We start from the raw sequence: 13,771 nt of genomic DNA, 5'->3' as shown, positions 1-13,771 counted from the left end.
CCCAACTCTTCCCTCCACCCCACAACCCCACCCCTGTGGCGGAACTAGGGAGCTATTTCCGCCACTCGGGCCAGCCCGCGCCCCCTCCGTGCGCGCAGCGGCGGAACTAGGGGGCTATTCCCGCCAAACACACTCGACTCTCCCTATCTCGTCCTCGCGACCCACGCAACTCCCACAACCCCTCCTGCGCCAACCCCACGACCCCACGGCCCACCTGCCCAAACCCACAACCCCATAGCCCCGCCTCCCAACCTGCACCCTCCCACAGACCCCCACTAGCGCCAAACCTCGGCTCCATCTCACAACCAGACCCACAATCCCAAGCCCCACGCATCCCCACCCCCGTGGCGGAACTAGGGGGCTATTCCCGCCAAAGCCCCAGCGCCGGCGGCAAAACCCCCTCAAATTCGGAGGCCTCCTGGCAAAATCACCCGAAATTCCGAGCCCCGCCGCCCTCCTGGCGGAACTAGCGCCCTATTCCCGCCACTCAGGCCAGCCCGCGCCCCCTCCGTGCGCGCCATGGCGGAACTAGGGGGCTATTCCCGCCACTCTGTCCGGACAAGTGGGGTCGTCCGGGCAGAATCGGGCAAAGTCGGGGCGGCGGGGCGGGCGCGGGCGGACGCGGGCGGGCTGCCGGCAGGTTGTGGCGTAGGCCTGCCCGGACAAGCGGGGCTATCCGGGCAGAAGAGCACCGCAAGGCCCTCTTTGCCCGCATCGCGGCTGGATAAGTGGGGTTGTCCAGCCAAACGCAAGCACTCCTTGGCTCTTGGCGAGGATAAAGGCGCTTGCAGAGGACAATTTGTCCGTACAAGTAGGGTTATCCGGGCAGAAAGGCAGCGTGGGGCCCTTCCGGCTGCGCCCTGCCCGGACAAGTGAGGTTGTCCGGGCAGGCGCGGGCAAAGTCGGGGCTGCAGGGCGGGCGCGGGCGGGCTGCCGGCAAGTTGCAGCGCAGGCCCGCCCGGACAAGTGGGTTTGTCCCAGCAGAGGACGAGGCGCAGGGCTTCGCAGCGGGCAGAGGACGGATTTTGCCCCTCCGCCTACAAAGGCCCGTCCGGACAAGCGAGGTTGTCCGGGCAGAGGGGACGGCCTCGCGGGGTGGCTCTAGCTGCGGCCTTGGCGCACGGCATCGTCGGGATGGATGGTCATCGACTGAAACCGGTTCTCCATGTAGTCGTCGTCGAAATCCTTCGCATAGAACTGCTGGATGGGAGTGGTCACCTGGTCGCCGGACAGGCGCTCGTACCAGCAATCCAGCGCCTGCAGCGTCATCACGCAATCTACCAGCATCAACGCGGCACACGCAGCCGTTACGCCGTAGCGCCAATTCCAGGGAATGAGGTTGATCAGCCGCAGCATCACCGGCAGCAGCAGCTTGATCCACACCACGCCCAAAAGCCCCCACATGGCCATGAACAACCCGCACGTGCGGCCGCCAATAGACAGCCACATGCCAGTGTAATCCCAGGCTACCGCGCCAAACGCGTACTGCATAAACCAGCTGGTGAAGTACTCGAACGCGCCGCCGATGATGGCCGACACGAAAAAAATGACAATGAGATTGGACTTATGGAAGCGGTTGAGGAACACCGTCATCAGCACGCCGCCGCAGCCGTAGATGGGCGAGAACGGCCCGAACAGCAGGCCGGCGCGATCTTGGTAGCCGCCGAAAACGATGAAGTGGAAGATGGTCTCGATGATGAGGCCCAAGATGCTGCACACCACGAAAATCCAGAACAGGTTGTAGAAGTTCAGGGTGATGTAGCCCTTGCCGGACGCGTCCAACCCCAGCGTGCCTGCCTCGGCGGCTTGGCGGTTTTCCTGGTCGCGCAGGTGGCGATGCAGCCGGCGCTCCTGGGAAAGGGAGGGGTCCAAGTAGGTTTGCAGCGCCACCATCAGCACCAATAACCCCAGGTAGCCCAGCAGAATCCAGTTCATGCCGCTGAGCATGATGGTGCACAGCACGCCCGCCAGAAGCAGCACGAACAGGATGTTGGTGGTAATGGCGGCCAGGCGCCGGCGGTTGCGCAGCAGGCGGATGCCGAACAGCAGGAAGGTGACCACCAGCAGCACGCGCACCACCATCTGGATGATGATCACCACGATGGAAGAAAGCCCGTAAGCGTCCAGGCCGCCGGTGGTGTAATAGTGCACGGTGGCCACGATGGATTCCGCCACCGCCGCGCCGCTGACGGCAGCTGCAATGATGCACAGGATGCCGAAAACCTTCATCCACAGGGGCAGCTTCTGCTTGTCTACCGGGCTGTGCAGCGTTTGGCTGAAGGCATCTACGTCGCGCTTCAGGGATTCGCCGTCTTTCTGCAGCCGCTGCGCTACCCGCTGGAGGTCTTCCTTGGGATGGGACACATCGTGGGCCATTGCCTCAGCGTCTTGCTTCACCCGGGCCGCCGCCTTCGCCGCCTGGGCCTGTATGTCCTGCGGCCACTCGGTGGGATGCGATGCCACCTCGGCCGCCTCGTGCAGGGCGCTTTTCTGGCGCTGCACCATTTCGTCCCATTGACGGCGGTCCACGTCCAGCTCTTGGCCGGAAGCCGCCACCCCGGTTTCCCACTGCCGGCGAATGTCCGCCCCTACCTGGGCGATGTCTTCGCCGGCCGCCTGCGCCGCATGGGCGATGGCCTCCCCCGGGCGGGCCTCACCTTTGGCGGCAGGTCGGCCCTCCGCTTGGGGCACAACCACCACCGAGGGCGCGGCCTCTCCCGCCTTGCCGGGCTCCGGCGCCTCCCCCTTGGCCTTCGCAACGCCCGCCTGCTCCGCATAGGCTATGGCCTCGTTCGCGGCTTTGCCCACAGCCTTCGGCGCGGCGCCGTTTTTCGGAGTGTCAGTTGGCGTGGTTTCTTTTTTCTTGCTCATGGCGGCTCTCCCCGTGCAGCGCTGGTACTTCTACGGTAGAAGATACGCATTGGCGAGAAGCCGCCGCCCCGCAGGGCAAACCCGTCAATCGCCCGTGAGCAAAACGTGGCCTACCTGGGCGCATTAGAGGCGCGCCTCTGGAAAACATGACATTATCCCCGTCCCCTGTCATGGGGGCGGGCTTTCGAGTTACTCCTCTACGCGAATGAGGGAGGGAGGCCCCTGCAGCACGTCGTCCAGGCCGGCGATCTCCTCGATTACCGCCTTGATGTCGCTCTCCTTCGCAACATGGGTGACGTACACCACATCCACCGTGCTTTCCTTCTTGGAATGCTGCACCACCGAATGCACGCTCACGTTGTACTGGGCGAAGATGCCGGCCATGGCTGCCAGCACCCCCAGCTTGTCGCTGACGGTGAAGCGGATGTAGTACTTCATTTGCAGTTCGTCCACCGGCAAAATGGGCAGCTGGTCGGTGCAGGTGCAGCCCACCAGCGGGCCCACCCCCTGCTGCACGTGGCGCGCCACTTCCAGCACGTCGCCCATCACCGCGCTGGCGGCCGGGCCGCTGCCAGCGCCTGCGCCGAAGAACATGGTTTCACCCACGGCGTCGCCCACCACGTAGATGGCGTTGTACACGCCGTTCACGGTGGCCAGCTGATGTGTGGCGGGAATCATGGTGGGGTGCACGCGCACGTCGATGCCCTTGGGGGTGCGGTGCGCGATGGCCAGCAGCTTCACCACGTAGCCCATGCCGCGGGCCGCCTCCAGGTCTACCGGGGAAATTTGGCTGATGCCAGAGGTGTACACATCGGCCAAAGTGACGCGGGAGTTGAAGGCGATGGAGGCCAGGATGGCGATCTTGGCGGCGGCGTCGAAGCCCTCCACATCGGCGGTGGGATCGGCCTCGGCAAAGCCGTTGGCCTGGGCTTCCTTCAGCGCGTCCTCATAGCCCATGCCGTTGTCGGCCATGCGGGTGAGCATGTAGTTGGTGGTGCCGTTCACGATGCCCATTACGGTACCGATTTCGTTGGCGATCAGCGAATGCTTCAGCGGATCGATGATGGGGATGCCGCCGCCCACGCTGGCCTCGAATGCCACTTCCTTACCGGCTGCGGCTGCGGTGTCCAGCACCTCTTGCCCGTGAGTGGCCATCAGCGCTTTGTTGGCGGTCACCACGTTCTTGCCGGCGGCCAGCGCCTCCAGCACTACGTTGCGGGCCACGGTGGTGCCGCCAATCAGCTCCACCACGATGTCGATTTTCGGGTCGTTCACGATGTCGCGGTAATCCGGCGTGAAGATGTCGGCCACGTTATGGGCCGCCGCTTGCTCGGGGTTGCGCGAACACACGCGCACCAGCTCCACGTCAACGCCCAGGTGGCGCTGGAAATCTTGTTTGTGCTTTTGCAGAATATCGATGCAGCCACCGCCCACGGTGCCGGTGCCCACCAAACCAATCTTCACAGTCATATTGCATCCTTAATCGAGAGAGCCGCGCGCCCTGCTGGCCCGCACCTTGCCGCCGTATCCCTTGCTTGCCGCGGCTTGGTTCGCCGCCCACCTTGGCCGGGACGCCCGCTGGGCCGCCGCCTTGGCGAGGCCGCCAGCCGTGCCGCTCGCCTCAACCGGTCGCTGGCCGTGCCGCCGCCTTGGCGGAGCCGCCGCCTTGGCGGAGCCGCCATCTGCAACGGCCGCCTCAACCGGCCCCGCCTCTGCGCGACCACACATGCAGCCACATTTCGCCTCGGCATTTTCGTAATTGCGAAATTATACAGGCCCCGTGCGCCAACGTGCCTCCCCTATCCGCCAGTGGACATCGCGCCAGACGCTGCACCTATCCGCCAGCAGGCACCATGCTCCCGCACTTGCTGCCGTTAGGCGCTTGACGCATAGCCCCCGCAACTCCAGCAGGCACGAAATGCCCGCCGCACTCTGTTTGCCGCACAAAACCATCAGTTTTGTGCGCTGCAATCTCCCTATTGCACAAAACTGACGGTTTTGTACGGAACCCTGCTCAAAATCGCCAGATTTGTACGCTAAACCGGCCCTGAGCTGGCTGCCACCTTGCATTTCCCCAGTTCAGACGCTGGATAAAAATGCAGCGGCGTTTGAGCCGCCGCTAACAAGCCAATAAGCCGTACAAAAACGTCAGTTTCGTGCATAAAAGACGCTCCGCTGCATAAAACTGACGGTTTTGTACGAGCGATGCGAGCGCATGGGCGATTGGGGAGCCAACGCGGGCGACGCGAGCGGGGAGGGCAGAGACGGCGCGAGCGGCGATGCGCGCGACACGGGGCAACGGGGAGGCAGGGCGGGCGCTCAGGCGGTGCGAGGGGCAACGCAGGCGAAGCGGGGAGCGGTGCGGGCACAACTGAGGCACAGATAGTGCGGACGACGCGAGCGCACGGGCGGTGCAGGCGCGCGGACATGCGCGCAACGCGGGCGACACGAGCGCTCGGGCGACCGGGGGGATGACGCGCACAACGCTGGCGATGGGGGCCAACGCGCGCAACGCGGGACGGTGCAGGGGGCGGCGCGGGATGCGATGTGAGCACGTGAGCAATTGGGAGCTAATGCGGGCGCTCGGGCAATGCGGGCGCTTGGGCAACAAGGGCGACAAGGGCGACGCAGGCGGTGTGGCGGCACGGGCAGCCACGGAGCACGCAACTTCGCCGGCACGTCGGCCCCGACGGTTCCGGCTGGCAAAGCGCTTGGAAACGGCGACGCGCCTACCCCTTCGCGCCGCACCGCCCGCACCGGTCCCTTCGCGCCGCACCGGCCCTTGCGCAGCTCCTTCGCGCGACCCTTCGCCAGAACAAAATAACGGGGCCGCCCTCCCGGACGACCCCGCTTCTGCCCTCTATTTGCAGCGCCGCGCCCCTACGCCAGGCCCAGCCACAGCATGAACTTCGGCACGTAACCCATGATGAAAATCACCACAATCAGCGCCGGCAGCCCGTAAGTGAGCCACACCCGCGACCACCGCGGGAACGGGGCGCCGGCACCAGTATCGGCCTCCTTCAGGAAGTTCTTCCAGCCCCAACCCTTCCGCGACAGGCAAAACACCACGTAAAGCAGGCTGCCCAGCGGCAGCATATTGTTGCTCACAATGAAGTCCTCGATGCTCTGGATGTCGCCGATGCCCGGCACAGTGACGCCGGCCAACACGTTAAAGCCCAGTGCGCAGGGCAGGCTGAGCACGGTTATCAGCGCGCCGGTGCGCAGGATGGCGGTGCGACGGTCCAAGTTCCAGCGCTCCATGGTGAAGGTGATGATGTTCTCGAACACCGCGATGATGGTGGACAGCGCGGCGAAGCTCATGAACACGAAGAACAGCGTGCCCCACAGCTGCCCCAGCGGCATTTGCTCGAACACGTTGGGCAGCGTGACGAACACCAGCGCCGGGCCCTGGTCGGGCGCCACGGCAAAGGCGAAGCACGCGGGGAAGATGATGAAACCGGCCAGGATGGCCACCATGGTGTCGAGGCCGCAGATGCGCAGCGCCTCGCCAGTGAGCGAGTGCTTTTTGCCGATGCGGCTGCCGAACACCTCCATGGCGGAAATGCCCAGCGACAGCGTGAAGAACGCCTGGCCCATGGCGGCGTACACCGCGTCGCCGAAGCCGGCCCAGCCGCCCTCGAACATCTTGCCGAAATCGGGCACCAGGTAAAACTCCAGGCCGGCGGCGGCGCCGGGCAGCGTAACCGAGCGCACCACCAGGACGCCCATCACCACTAGCAGGGCCACCATCATCACCTTGGTCACCCGCTCCACGCCCTTCTGCAGGCCAAACGAGCACACCGCGAAACCAATGAGGATAACCACCAGCATCCAGCCGATCATCTCGCCGGGGTTCGCCAGCATGGCACCGAACACGCCGGCCACACCGTCGGGGTCTAGCCCCACGAAGGTGCCGGTAGCCATCTTAGCCATGTAGGCCAGCATCCAGCCGCACACGGTGGTGTAGAACATCATCAGCAGCATGCAGCCGATGTAGGCCCACCAACTGAACCAATGCCAGCGGCGCGACGGCTGCAGAATGTCGAAGGCAAGGGCGGCCGAGCGCTGGCTGGCGCGGCCCACGGCGAATTCCATCACCATCACCGGCAGGCCCAGGATAACCAGGAACACCAGGTACATGAGGATGAATGCCGCGCCGCCGTACTCGCCGGCGATGTAGGGGAAGCGCCACACGTTGCCCAGGCCAATGGCGCAACCGGCGCTGATAAGAATGAAGCCCAAACGGCTGGCGAAGTGCTCGCGCGGTACCGCCGCCTTTGCCGGGAAGTTCTCAGCGCCTTCCGCGAGGCCGCTCGCGCCTTCTGCGGCCCCTGCGGCCCCTGCGCCTTCCGCCAGCATTTCGTTGTCGCTCATGGCTATCCCCTGTTCGCCGGTGTCTTGAACAAAATTGCGGATGCCATTGTAGCCAGACCGCGGCACATGGCGGCGAGGGGTCCGAAAACGGCCCCAATCCCCGCCCGAGCGCGGTGAAAGCGAAGGAAGGCAAGGGCGTATCGGCGCATCGGGGGTTTCGCGCGCCGAAGGGCACTGGGGACAAACGCCTTCGCACGCGCGGCATGCTAAAAGCGCGCCCCCGGCCGAAAGAGCGCGGGGCGCGTCGCGGGGGTGCGGGGCGCGCGGGGGGGCGAGGCTACGTCACGCCCGGCAGCCCGGCAGCCCAGCGGCCCGGCAGCCTTCGCCCTACAAATCGCGGGCGTAGAGATCGGCGTAGGTTTCGCGGCGGGTGACCACACGGGCCTGCCCGTCCTTCACGAACACCACCGCCGGACGCGGCTGGCCGTTGTAGTTGCTGGCCATGGTCATGTTGTAGGCGCCGGTGCCGAACACGCACACGATGTCGCCCAGCTCAGCCGGCTGCAGGCTGCCGTCAATCACCACGGCGTCGCCGCTTTCGCAATGCTTGCCGCACAGGGTGGCAATCTCGGTGCGGGGCTGGTCGGCCTTGTTGGCAATCACCGGCTCGTACTCGGCGTGGTACAGGGCGGTGCGGATATTGTCGCTCATGCCGCCGTCCACTGCCACGTACTTGCGGATGCCCGGCAGCGTTTTCAGGATTCCCACCGTGTACAACGTCACGCCGGCGTTGGCCACCAGGCTGCGGCCCGGCTCCACCAAAAGCCGCGGCAGCGGCAGCCCGTGCTGGCCGCAGAAATCCTTCACTGCCGCAGTGGTCACTTCGGCGAAATCGGCGATGGAAGAGGGCTCGTGGTCGGCGGTGTAGGCGATGCCAAGGCCGCCGCCCAGGTCGAGTTCTCCCAGCGTAACGCCGTAGCCGTCGCGAATGCGGGCCATGAACTCCACCATCACGGCCGCCGCCTCGCGGAACGAGTGCAGCGCGAAAATCTGCGACCCGATGTGGCAATGCAGCCCCACCAGCCGCACGCCCGGCGCCGCCAGCACATCGGCCACGCATTTGTAGGCGAAATCCTCGCGCATGGTAAAGCCGAACTTGGAGTCCTCGCAACCGGTGCGGATGTACTCGTGGGTGTCCGCCTCCACGCCGGGGGTGATGCGCATGTACACGTCCTGCACAATGCCCAGCCGCTGCGCGATTTCCGACACGCGGGCCAGCTCAAGGCGGCTGTCCAGCACAATACGCCCCACGCCGGCGCTCATGGCTTCTTCCAGCTCCTGCGGCGTTTTGTTGTTGCCGTGCATGAACACCCGCGCCGTGGGGAAGTCCACCGCCCGGGCGCAGGCCAGCTCACCGCCGCCCGACACGTCCAGGCACAGCCCCTCGGCGTTGGCCAGCCGCAGCACTTCCTTGTTCAGAAACGCCTTCGAGGCGTAAATGATGTCGGAGCTGGGGTAGCGCTTGGCGAATTCGTCGCGATAGGCCTCCATGCGGCCGCGCAAATCGGCCTCGTCGAACACGTACAGCGCAGTGCCCTGGGTGCGGGCCAGCTGCACCATATCAACGCCGCCGATGAACAGATGGCCGTCGCGCACCTCGGCGGTGGCGGGCAGCACGGCGCCCAGCTGGTCGGCGGTGCGGTTGTCGGCTTTTTTGGTGAGGTCAGATGCCGGGAGGGACATGGCATTTCCTTTCGTTTCCGTGAAGTTGGGCCATAGTAGCAAGACTTGTGTTTCCAACAAGAAAACTGGCGAAAACGGCCGGATTTTTGCGAAATCCACGGCGCCAGCGGCCCGACAGTCCGCGCTCACCGTCTCGGCCCGCGCTAGGCGCCCACGGCCCAAGGTCCCGCGGCCACACCGGGAGCTCGCGCCGGGTGTCCATAGCCCCAGCCTCGGCTCGCGCCAGCTCCCCCAGCTCCGGCTCGCGCCCACGGCCACAGCCTCGACTCGCGCCAGCTCCCACGGTCTCGGCCACGCGCCGGATGTCCGCGGCCGCGCGCCTCGTCCCTAGCCTTAGCTCGGCCGGCATGCCCGCTGCAGCCCGCAGGCCCCGCGTTTCTGCACGCCCCCGCTCCTGCAGCCGGCCCAGCATCCAAGCTCCAAACCCCCATGGCCCAGCCTCCAAGAGGGCCTTTTGCCACATCCTCGTTTTTTCTGCAGCCGCTGCCACGAAAACGAGGAAATGGCAAAAATCCGAGCGAAAAACTGCCATATCCCCTTGTTTTGTGCGAATCCTGCACCAAAAACGAGGATGTGGCAAAAACAGGGCCCCAAAATTGCCATATCCTCGAAAACGTGACGCGGGCCGTCAGAAAAACGAGGATGTGGCAATTTTGAGGGTGGAAATAGGAGCCAGCGCGCCCTTCGCCAAACAGCTTTATCATGAGGGGGCGAAATCATTTCCCCGCGAGAATAGAGGTTGCAATGGCAAAGACCGAACCTTCCGTGGACCAGTGGCTGCGCGAGGCCAAAACCAGCTCGGCGGCCGCGCAGTGCGGCATGTTCCTCACCCACAACGGCGTGGTGCGCATCACTCCCAAAAAGGAGGTGCGCGAAGGCGTGGAGGGCCTGGGGCAGGTGCAGGCGGTGGAGTTTTCCTACGACGCCGAGGGGCTGGCCGCCGCCGAGGCCGAGGCGCTCACGTGGCCCGGCGTGTACTACGTGCGCACGTGGCTGAACGAAGGCCGTTGCGAAGTGGGCGACTCACTGATGTACGTGCTGATCGGCGCCGATATTCGCCCCAACTGCATCGATGCACTGCAGAAGCTGGTGGGCAAAATCAAGAACGAGCTAGTGGTGGAGAAAGAAATCTTCGCTTAGCCGTGCGCGCGGCTTGCATTCGGCCCTGCGCGTAACCCTGCGCAAGGCCGCGTGAAAGCGCCTCCAGCTGGGTCAAAACCGCGCCGTGCCCGTGCTAGAATCGTGGGCGCGGCGCTTCGCCACTCGGGCGGCTTCCAAGAAGGGAGACGCCTATGGAGGCAGAAACTGTTACAGCGATATGCAATATCTTCTTGGTGCTGATTGGCTTTTTGGGCCTTTACGCCATCAAGAGGGAGTGACGAACAGCGAGGTTAGCCAAGGAAAAACCCCGCTCAGTTTGCAGGCCGATGCGGGGTTAACCAAATAAACAACGCTGCCCGAGTGACCGGGGCGCCGTTCGCTTTGCATTATAGCACCGAGAAAGACGGACAACTACCCATGAATGAAACCGACATCATCGCCCCCGCCAGCCACCCCTACCGGGCGGTTTGCTTCGATTTGGACGGCACGCTGCTGCCCATGGATTTGGACGCGTTCCTGAGCAGCTACTACCAGGCGCTGGGAAAGTTCGCGGCCGAGCGCGGCTTCAACTCCGCCGCCGTGCTGCGCGGGGTGGACGCCGGGGTGCGCGCCATGCTCGCCCACGACGACGGAACCACAAATCACGCAGTCTTCTGGACCGCCTTCCGCAATGCTGTGGACGGCGAAACCGGCGATACCGACACCGATTGGGAGGGCATCTTCAACCAGTTCTACGAGGAGGATTTCGGAAAGCTGGGGGCCTCGACGGTGCCCAATCCGGCGGCGGACAGCGCCGTGGCCACGCTGCTGGCGAAGGGGTATCCGCTGGTGCTGACCACCATGCCGCTGTTCCCGCCGCGCGCAGTGGAGTGGCGCCTGCGCTGGGCCGGCGTTGACTCGGCCGCCTTCCGGCGTATGACGGTGTACACCAACTCCACCTCGGTAAAGCCCAAGCTGGCCTATTACCAGGAGAACCTGGATGCGCTAGGGCTGGCCGGCGAAGAGGTGCTGATGGTGGGCAATAACACCGTGGAAGACCTGGCGTTCATGCAGCTGGGAGCCGATGGCTTCCTGGTTACCGACTGTCTGCTGAACCCCAACGAAATGGACGTGAACGAGGTGCGCCACGGCACGCTGGAGCAATTCGCCCAATGGGTGGAAACGCTTCCCACCTGCAAAAACCCCGCCACCAGCATTCAGCCGTAACGCTCTTCGTTCCGAAAGCCGCCCTTCTTTGGCGCCCAGGCAGAGATAGAATCTCTGCCCCACGAACAACGGAGCCGACAGGGGGACGCCCCCGACACGCCCCAACACGCAAAAAGAAAGAGCCCCGAAGGGCTCTTTCTTTTCATAACGTCGATGCTCGCGAGAGCAGCGATACGCCTAGATCATTTCCAGGGTGAAGTCCTCTTCGCCGTTGAACACCTTCATGGCCTGGGCCACGGTGTAGTCGGCCAGAGTGATGGCGGAGATGGCCTTGGTCAGGCGCACGGCCTCGTCCAGCGAGCGCTGGTGGATGTTGCGGCCAGTAGCGTTACCGCAGGCACCGCCCACGTGGATCTGGTCGTACAGCTGGGTGAGGAAGGTGTTGGCGTCCACGGTGGAGCCGCCCGCGCACACCAGGCCAGTGCGGCCAGCGGCCATAGAGGCCACCTTCAGGGCCTCGGCCGGGGTGCGGCCGTCTTCAGGCTTCGGCGGGTTCACCTTCACGAAGTCGGCACCCAGGCACAGGGCCACGCCAGCGGCACCGGCAATCAGGTCCGGGTCCTTCTCGGCGGTCACAGCCTTGCCGCGGGGGTAAATCCACAGCACCACCAGCAGGCCGTTGGCATGAGCCTGGGCGATCAGCTCGCCGGCTTCGGCCATCATGGTGGATTCATACTCACTGCCCAGGTAGATGGTGTAGCCCAGGCCCACGATGTTCACGCCGGCATCGCGCATAGCCAGCACGGCATCAAGGTCGGTCAGCTGCGGCGAATAGGGATCGTCCTGCTTCACGCCCACCAGGTTGGTTTTGGAATTCATCTTGATCAGGTAGTTGATCTCGGGGTAATCGTTGGCGTAAGCCGCCACCAAGCCGCGCTGACCAGCCACAACGCCACACACGCCGTTCTTGCCAATCTCAAACAGGTGCTGCGGGTCGGCGTCGGCGATGTCGATGTCCTCACCGTAGAAGTCCTTGTTCAGGTGCTCCACCTTCTGGTCGCAGGCGAACAGCATCAGGCGCCCCGTCTCGCGGGTGGCCTTCATATAGTTAGTGATGTACTCGTCGCGCATCTCGGGCAACACATCAGCGGGAACGCGCACTTCTTCACGAGTGATCTTGGGCATATTGGTCCTCTAATCTCTGGCATCGTCGCCTCCCGGCGACTTTCTCCAACAATTTCGGAAACGCAGCGGGGCCACGTTTCGCGCAAGTGAAACCATGATATCGGGTTTCAACGCTGCTGGCTCAAGTGTATAGGTTTTGGCGAAAAACCCCTCATATTTCAGCGAGATTCCAGAAGTTGCTGCGGGCGGAACGCCGAGCCCCTGCGTGCGACGGACGGCTTGCCTGCCGCGGAGCCATCGCGCATCGCCCCGCGCCCGTGGCGGGATTAGGCGGCTAGTTCCGCCACGGGGACGGGAGAGCTCGGAATTCCGGGCATTTTTGACGGCGTTTGCTCGGAATTTGAGGGCATTTTGCCACCGGGGGTGTGGCCTTGGCGGAAATAGGGGCCTAGTTCCGCCAGGAGGGTGACTGGACTCGGAATTAGGGAGCTTTTTGCCCTCGAAGTTGTGAGTTCGGCGGGAATAGGCGGCTAGTTCCGCCAGCCCTCCCTCCGACGGGAGCCCCCTTCCCCCTCATGGCGGGAATAGGGGCCTGGTTCCGCCACGGCAGCGGGCGGCGGCTTGCGCCCTGGAGAAGGCAGGCGTGGTTAGCCGCGGTCGAAGAGCTTGCGCCCTGGAGAAGGCAGGCGTGGTTAGCCGCGGTCGAAGAGCTTGCGGCTTTCGCGGGCGAACTGGCCGCGAGTGCCCACCAGCAACACCGCCAGCAGCAGCAACGCCAAGACCGCACTGACCACCGCCGGCCACGGCCACGCCGCCTGGCCGAACGCCACCAGCAGCAGCGGCACACCGCCCAGCACGATGTCCATGATCAGGTACTTGGCATAGCCCTCGATAAACCGGCTGCGGAAAATGGCCAGCAGCACGCCATTGGCCAAAAGCGCCACGATGCACAACAAGGGCACGATGAACGTGGAAACCACAGGCGCGCGGGTGGCGAAGTAAACCAGCAGCGCCATGGCAAGCAGCACGAAGAAATAGCGCTCCACCATGCGCAGCCCGCTGGTGGCGTGGGCCAGGATATTGCGCAGGAACAGGTAATTCACCAGCAGTACGCCCACAATGGCCACCGCCTCGGGGATTGTGACCAGGCCCACCGCAAGAAGCAGCAGCGCCACCAGGCACAACACCGCCGTAATGGTGCCCACCAAACCGCCCACGTGGAAAGCCTGGCGCACGGGGGGCACATCGGGGAAGGGATCAGGGCTGGGGGTGCCTAAGAGGGGCGAACCGCACAGGGGGCAGCGGCGCAGCTGACCTTCCACGTCGATGTGGCAGGAATCACAACGCAACATCGGGCGCCCCCTCTCCCGCAGCGGCCTTGGGGGCAAGAGCAGCAGCCGAGGCCGAGCCCTGGACGGAGGCCGGCGAAGAGCGTTGGCGGAAATAGGGGCCTAGTCCCGCCACGGGGGAG

At 64.6% G+C, this 13,771-nt stretch carries 8 protein-coding genes; 2 read left to right on the top strand and 6 right to left on the bottom strand.

Features of this window, described 5'->3' with window-relative positions:
- Positions 1-1,101 precede the first annotated feature (1,101 nt).
- The 4 genes from DMP11_RS09780 to lysA all read right to left on the bottom strand — a co-directional run bounded on the left by DMP11_RS09780 (position 1,102) and on the right by lysA (position 8,928).
- Positions 1,102-2,871, bottom strand: a complete 1,770-nt coding sequence (locus DMP11_RS09780; RefSeq protein ID WP_214647082.1) for a putative ABC transporter permease — start codon at positions 2,869-2,871, stop codon at positions 1,102-1,104.
- Between the two features lie 189 nt (positions 2,872-3,060).
- Positions 3,061-4,341: a homoserine dehydrogenase gene (locus tag DMP11_RS09775; RefSeq protein WP_123186300.1), complete on the bottom strand. Its 1,281-nt coding sequence runs from the start codon at positions 4,339-4,341 to the stop codon at positions 3,061-3,063.
- Positions 4,342-5,751: 1,410 nt separating this feature from the next.
- Positions 5,752-7,245 carry a sodium-dependent transporter gene (locus DMP11_RS09770; RefSeq protein ID WP_235869444.1) on the bottom strand — a complete coding sequence of 498 codons (1,494 nt, stop codon included), beginning with the start codon at positions 7,243-7,245 and terminating at the stop codon, positions 5,752-5,754.
- A gap of 327 nt (positions 7,246-7,572) precedes the next feature.
- A complete protein-coding gene (lysA, locus tag DMP11_RS09765; RefSeq protein WP_123186299.1) occupies positions 7,573-8,928 on the bottom strand; it encodes a diaminopimelate decarboxylase in 1,356 nt (451 codons plus the stop codon).
- 744 nt (positions 8,929-9,672) lie between these two features.
- Here lysA and DMP11_RS09755 point away from each other — a divergent pair.
- On the top strand, positions 9,673-10,068 hold the full coding sequence (locus DMP11_RS09755; protein ID WP_123186297.1) for a molybdenum cofactor biosynthesis protein MoaE: 396 nt from the start codon (positions 9,673-9,675) through the stop codon (positions 10,066-10,068).
- A 378-nt stretch (positions 10,069-10,446) separates the two neighbouring features.
- The gene (locus DMP11_RS09750) at positions 10,447-11,235 is read left to right on the top strand and encodes an HAD family hydrolase (protein ID WP_123186296.1); all 789 of its coding nucleotides are present in this window, start codon (positions 10,447-10,449) and stop codon (positions 11,233-11,235) included.
- A 177-nt stretch (positions 11,236-11,412) separates the two neighbouring features.
- On the opposite strand, the gene DMP11_RS09745 is transcribed toward DMP11_RS09750, so the two are convergent.
- Both DMP11_RS09745 and DMP11_RS09740 read right to left on the bottom strand, forming a co-directional pair.
- A complete protein-coding gene (locus DMP11_RS09745; protein WP_123186295.1) occupies positions 11,413-12,360 on the bottom strand; it encodes a beta/alpha barrel domain-containing protein in 948 nt (315 codons plus the stop codon).
- Positions 12,361-12,992: 632 nt separating this feature from the next.
- Positions 12,993-13,652, bottom strand: coding sequence for a DUF6320 domain-containing protein (locus DMP11_RS09740; RefSeq protein ID WP_123186294.1), 660 nt, complete (start codon positions 13,650-13,652; stop codon positions 12,993-12,995).
- Between the last annotated feature and the right edge of the window lie 119 nt (positions 13,653-13,771).

The organism is Parvibacter caecicola (assembly GCF_003725335.1).
Taxonomy (GTDB): domain Bacteria; phylum Actinomycetota; class Coriobacteriia; order Coriobacteriales; family Eggerthellaceae; genus Parvibacter; species Parvibacter caecicola.
The sequence above is the reverse complement of the archived record's forward strand: the minus strand, read 5'-3'. Positions and strand labels throughout refer to the sequence as shown.

Coding starts and splice junctions, on each gene's coding strand:
- DMP11_RS09780 (WP_214647082.1), bottom strand. CDS start 2,871: ATGAGCAAGAAAAAAGAAACCACGCCAACTGACACTCCGAAAAACGGC.
- DMP11_RS09775 (WP_123186300.1), bottom strand. CDS start 4,341: ATGACTGTGAAGATTGGTTTGGTGGGCACCGGCACCGTGGGCGGTGGC.
- DMP11_RS09770 (WP_235869444.1), bottom strand. CDS start 7,245: ATGAGCGACAACGAAATGCTGGCGGAAGGCGCAGGGGCCGCAGGGGCC.
- lysA (WP_123186299.1), bottom strand. CDS start 8,928: ATGTCCCTCCCGGCATCTGACCTCACCAAAAAAGCCGACAACCGCACC.
- DMP11_RS09755 (WP_123186297.1), top strand. CDS start 9,673: ATGGCAAAGACCGAACCTTCCGTGGACCAGTGGCTGCGCGAGGCCAAA.
- DMP11_RS09750 (WP_123186296.1), top strand. CDS start 10,447: ATGAATGAAACCGACATCATCGCCCCCGCCAGCCACCCCTACCGGGCG.
- DMP11_RS09745 (WP_123186295.1), bottom strand. CDS start 12,360: ATGCCCAAGATCACTCGTGAAGAAGTGCGCGTTCCCGCTGATGTGTTG.
- DMP11_RS09740 (WP_123186294.1), bottom strand. CDS start 13,652: ATGTTGCGTTGTGATTCCTGCCACATCGACGTGGAAGGTCAGCTGCGC.